At 37.1% G+C, this 4,312-nt stretch carries 4 protein-coding genes; 1 reads left to right on the top strand and 3 read right to left on the bottom strand.

Annotated features, from left to right (window positions below; genetic code table 11):
- From PLA12_14475 to PLA12_14465, 3 genes are all read right to left on the bottom strand, one after another.
- Positions 1-287, bottom strand: a 287-nt coding sequence (locus PLA12_14475) for a hypothetical protein (GenBank protein HOQ33695.1), incomplete at its 3' end; no start/stop codon positions are given.
- 3 nt (positions 288-290) lie between these two features.
- Positions 291-1,028 carry a hypothetical protein gene (locus PLA12_14470; protein HOQ33694.1) on the bottom strand — a complete coding sequence of 246 codons (738 nt, stop codon included), beginning with the start codon at positions 1,026-1,028 and terminating at the stop codon, positions 291-293.
- 52 nt (positions 1,029-1,080) lie between these two features.
- The gene (locus PLA12_14465; protein ID HOQ33693.1) at positions 1,081-1,410 is read right to left on the bottom strand and encodes an SCP2 sterol-binding domain-containing protein; all 330 of its coding nucleotides are present in this window, start codon (positions 1,408-1,410) and stop codon (positions 1,081-1,083) included.
- Between the two features lie 180 nt (positions 1,411-1,590).
- Between PLA12_14465 and PLA12_14460 the strand changes: the two genes are divergently transcribed.
- The coding region (locus PLA12_14460) for a bifunctional acetate--CoA ligase family protein/GNAT family N-acetyltransferase (GenBank protein ID HOQ33692.1) at positions 1,591-4,312 on the top strand (2,722 nt) is incomplete at its 3' end.

The following is a 4,312-nucleotide window of genomic DNA, read 5'->3' as shown; positions in this document are numbered from 1 at the left end:
CTATAATCCAAATCTTTTAAGATAACATTATTGTATTTTTGATATTCCTCTTTATCTGCTTCATCTTTTCTTTCTAATATAGGGATAGACACTCCTGTATCCAACAGATAGAACGATGGGAAATAATTCTTATTTGAATTTATAAGTATTGCACCGCGCTGTATAGTAAATGATGTTTGGAATTGTGTGCCCTCCGCAGAAAAGCAAGTAAAACCCGATAAAATTCCGATTCCCAAAAGAAAAAATATTATAACTATATGAGAATTAGCCTTATTTCTAATCAGCACAAACTAATTATTCCTTGTCATTATAGTTTCTATCCATAATTTTATTTGTTCTTTCGCATGAGCAAATGATTTCAACAAAACGAAACCTGTATCATCTGTTGGATAAGTTCTCATCTCACAAAAGGAACGGTTTTTTTGATATAACTGTAAGGAAAAATTATATGCGTTTTTATCGTTTTCTCCGACAGAGATAAATGTCGGGGTATTGAGAACATTATTGTTTATTATATCCAAACTGTTAAGGTCACAATAGGGAGAAAGTAGGATTAGTCCTTCTATACAGTCCGATTGAATTTCCTTGCAGAGGGAAAAACATCCTAATTTGCCTGTTAACAGAATAAATTTTTTATCTTGCGAAAGAGTATTATTTAAGAGATTACAAATGGAGTTTATATTATTGTTGGTAGCAGAAGAATCTTTATACTTATAGAATATAGACAACCAATCAGCTAACAAGAATACTAATTTATATTCGTTGCTAATAAAATCACCCAAAACGGATTTTATTTCTTCTATATCTTCGCCTTCTTCTGCAAAGACAACAATAGCAACCTTCTTCTCTGTCCTATTAGTTGAATTAGGTGATACAATTTGTATAAAAACTGTATTCGAATTAATAGAATAGGTATGTTCGGAAATAGGGGGAGAATTATTTTTTTTACACTGACAAAGAAAGAATGCAAATATAACACAAAAAATAGTAAAAGAAACAAGAGCACTTATTTTCTTTTTTAAGTTCATAGATAAGCAAGCAGGGAATACCTACCGTTAAGTATTCCCTGCTAAAAAAAAATTAGCCAAGATTGAAGACAGACTGTAATTTCAATGCGAGAGTCATATCGCCCTGAATCTTAAGTTTGCCTGTCAGAAATGCCGTCTGACCGTTCAACTTTCCGGCAACCAGGTCAAGGAAATCGCTGGCAGAAATTGTCAATGTAATATTGGCTTTCTCTGCTTTTCCTTGTGTCACGGAAAGTTGTTCATTAGCAACGGCAACTGCCCATTCTCCCCCATCATCCCCGGTGATGACGAACTGATAAGTTACATTCATCCCTTTAATTTTAGCGGGGTCAACTTTGGATGATAGTTGGTTGAAGAATTCAGCTACTTGGGACATACTAATAACCTCCCTCGATATAGGTTAAGATTTCTCCGTAAGCTCATGCTCACGGAATTTCATTGTCTTTAATGTAAAACATATTATTACTCGATTTCAAACTGGTATGTTATTCATATTTAAATTTATGCTCTTGATAACATAGAATAATGTATAATTTCCTGATGACAATACAGGGTAATGGATATGTCTATACAAATTGTTTCGCCAGAAGAAGAAATTCGACATCCTCTTGATGCATTCTTTATGCCACGAACGGTTGCCGTTATCGGAGCAACGGACAAAATAGATAGTGTTGGCAGAACAGTCCTATGGAATTTAATGAGCAGTCCTTTTGGAGGAACTGTTTATGCAGTAAATCCGAATCGCCATCAAGTCCTTGGAATGTTAGCCTATCCTGACATTAAATCCATTCCTGAACCCATTGATTTAGCAGTGATTATAACTCCTGCTCCTACAGTCCCTTATATCCTTCGAGAATGTATTGAATCTTCTGTAAAGGGGTGCATTATCATATCTGCGGGATTCAGTGAAACAGGAGAAGCAGGGAAAGCATTAGAAGAAGAGATTAGAAAACTTATTTATCCTAATAAAATACGGGTAATTGGACCTAATAGTTTAGGGATTATGAATCCCATTATCGGCTTAAATTCAGCATTTGCACCTCATATTGCGGAAAAAGGGACCGTAGGTTTCATTACTCAAAGTGGTGCCGTTGGAGCGGCTATTCTGGATTGGAGTTTTCATGTTAAAGTTGGTTTCAGTAAATTTGTTTCTTTTGGAACGATGGTAGATGTTAATTGGGCGGATTTGATTTATTATTTAGGAGATGACCCTTACACGAAAAGCATTGTAATTTATATGCAGGCTTTAGGCGATGTGCGTTCTTTTCTATCCTCAGCAAGGGAGGTTGCATTACATAAACCGATTATATTATTAAAGGGTGGTAGAACGGAATTAGGGGCAAAATTAGCACGAAATACCCCCTATTATGTTGGAGGAGAATTGTGCAGTGATGAAGTATTTTCAGCTGCATTAAAGCGTTGTGGTGTGCTTCGTGTTGATAATATTCAGCAACTGTTTGATATGGCTATTGTTTTGGGGAAACAACCGCGTCCTAAGGGCAATCGTCTTGCAATAATTAGCAATGCCGCAGGACCCAGTATTCTTGCAACGGATGCACTTGTAGCAGCAGGTGGAACGATTGCAACTCTTAATTCAAAAACAATTAATGAACTCAACGAAATTTTGCCTCCGTACTGGAATCATGATAATCCCGTAGATTTATTGGCAAATGCAGACCCTAAAAGATATGCTCAATCCGCGGAGGTTGTTTTGAAGGACGAAGGGGCTGACGGTCTTCTGGTGATATTAACTCCCCAAGTAATGACAAAGCCTTTAGAAACGGCTGAAGAATTGATAAAAATAAAAAATCCCTATAAAAAACCTATCCTTGCAAGCTGGATGGGAGGTTACAAAGTAGAAGAAGGTCAACAATTGTTAAATAACTCAGGGATACCTACTTTAGATTATCCGGATATTGCGGCACGAGTTTTTCAATCCATGTGGCACTACTCATATCAATTAAAAGGACTATATGAAACGCCCAGTGCTCATGAGGAAACCAGTGAGTATTACTCCCAAAAGTTATTGGCTAAAACAACCATTGAATATGCTGTAAAGCAGGGACAGGTAATATTAACTCCATCTGCTACAAAAGATGTTTTATCGGCTTATGGTATTAATCTCATCGAAACGCATATTGCCCATGATGAAACGGAGGCGGTACATATTGCTAAAAATCTCGGTTATCCCGTCGTTCTTCGCAGGGTTCTCTTAAGTGGTAAAATTTCAGCAGACCCCGGAGGTGTTTTATTAAACCTACATGATGAAAATGCCGTTCGGAAGGCATACCGAGCTTTGCTTGATTTTGTAACCGAAGGAGCTAATGCATGTGTTTTCCCGGGTATTGCTGTTCAACCGTTAGTTCCTCGTGATGGGATTGAGATTTGTATTGGAAGCAAAATTGACCCCTTATTTGGACCTTATATATATTTTGGGTCGGGAGGCAGGATGTCTTATATCTTTGAAGACAGAGCGACAGGATTACCTCCACTAAATACGACATTAGCTCGTAGAATGATTGAGGACACGGAGATTTATAAAGCACTTAAAGCGGGTAAAATATGTAAAGGATTTAATGTGGAGGAATTGGAACATTTGCTTGTTCAGATAAGTTATATGATATGTGAGCAACGATTAATTCAGGGGTTGGAAATAAATCCTATTGTAATATCTCCAAAACGAATTGTGGCGTTAAATGCTTCTATTTTACTTTATCCTTTAGAAACACCTATGGAGGCATTTCCGAAATTAGCTATCCGTCCATATCCAAATGAATATACATATAGTTGGACATCAAAAAAAGGTAATGAAATTATTCTCAGACCTATTCGACCTGAGGATGAGAATCTTATGATTCGTTTTCATGAAACTTTAAGCGATAACACGGTTTATTTCCGCTATTTTCAATTGCAACCTTTGCATATTCGCACGCAACATGAACGACTCACAGAAATTTGTTTTGTGGATTATGACCGTAGTATTGCTCTTGTGGCTATAGAAAAAAACAAAGCAACGGGAGAAAGTTCTATTTTAGGCGTGGGCAGGATTGTAAAGATATATGGCACACAGGATGCAGAATTTGCGTTAATGATAAGCGACCTTTATCAAGGACATGGATTGGGGACTGAAATGTTACGCCGACTTATACAAATTGCCAGAACAGAAGGCGTGAAAAGACTCTATGGAACAATATTACCCGAAAATAGAGCCATGCTACGGGTATGTGCTAAATTAGGTTTCGCATTAAAGAAACCTACCGGACAGGAAGTAATCGCTGAACTCT

The sequence above is a fragment of the Candidatus Hydrogenedens sp. genome, from assembly GCA_035378955.1.
In the GTDB taxonomy this organism is placed as follows: Bacteria; Hydrogenedentota; Hydrogenedentia; order Hydrogenedentales; family Hydrogenedentaceae; genus Hydrogenedens.
The sequence above is the reverse complement of the archived record's forward strand: the minus strand, read 5'-3'. Positions and strand labels throughout refer to the sequence as shown.

What these genes read in the sequence shown, in the direction of transcription:
- PLA12_14470 (HOQ33694.1), bottom strand. Translation starts at nt 1,028, where the DNA reads ATGAACTTAAAAAAGAAAATAAGTGCTCTTGTTTCTTTTACTATTTTT.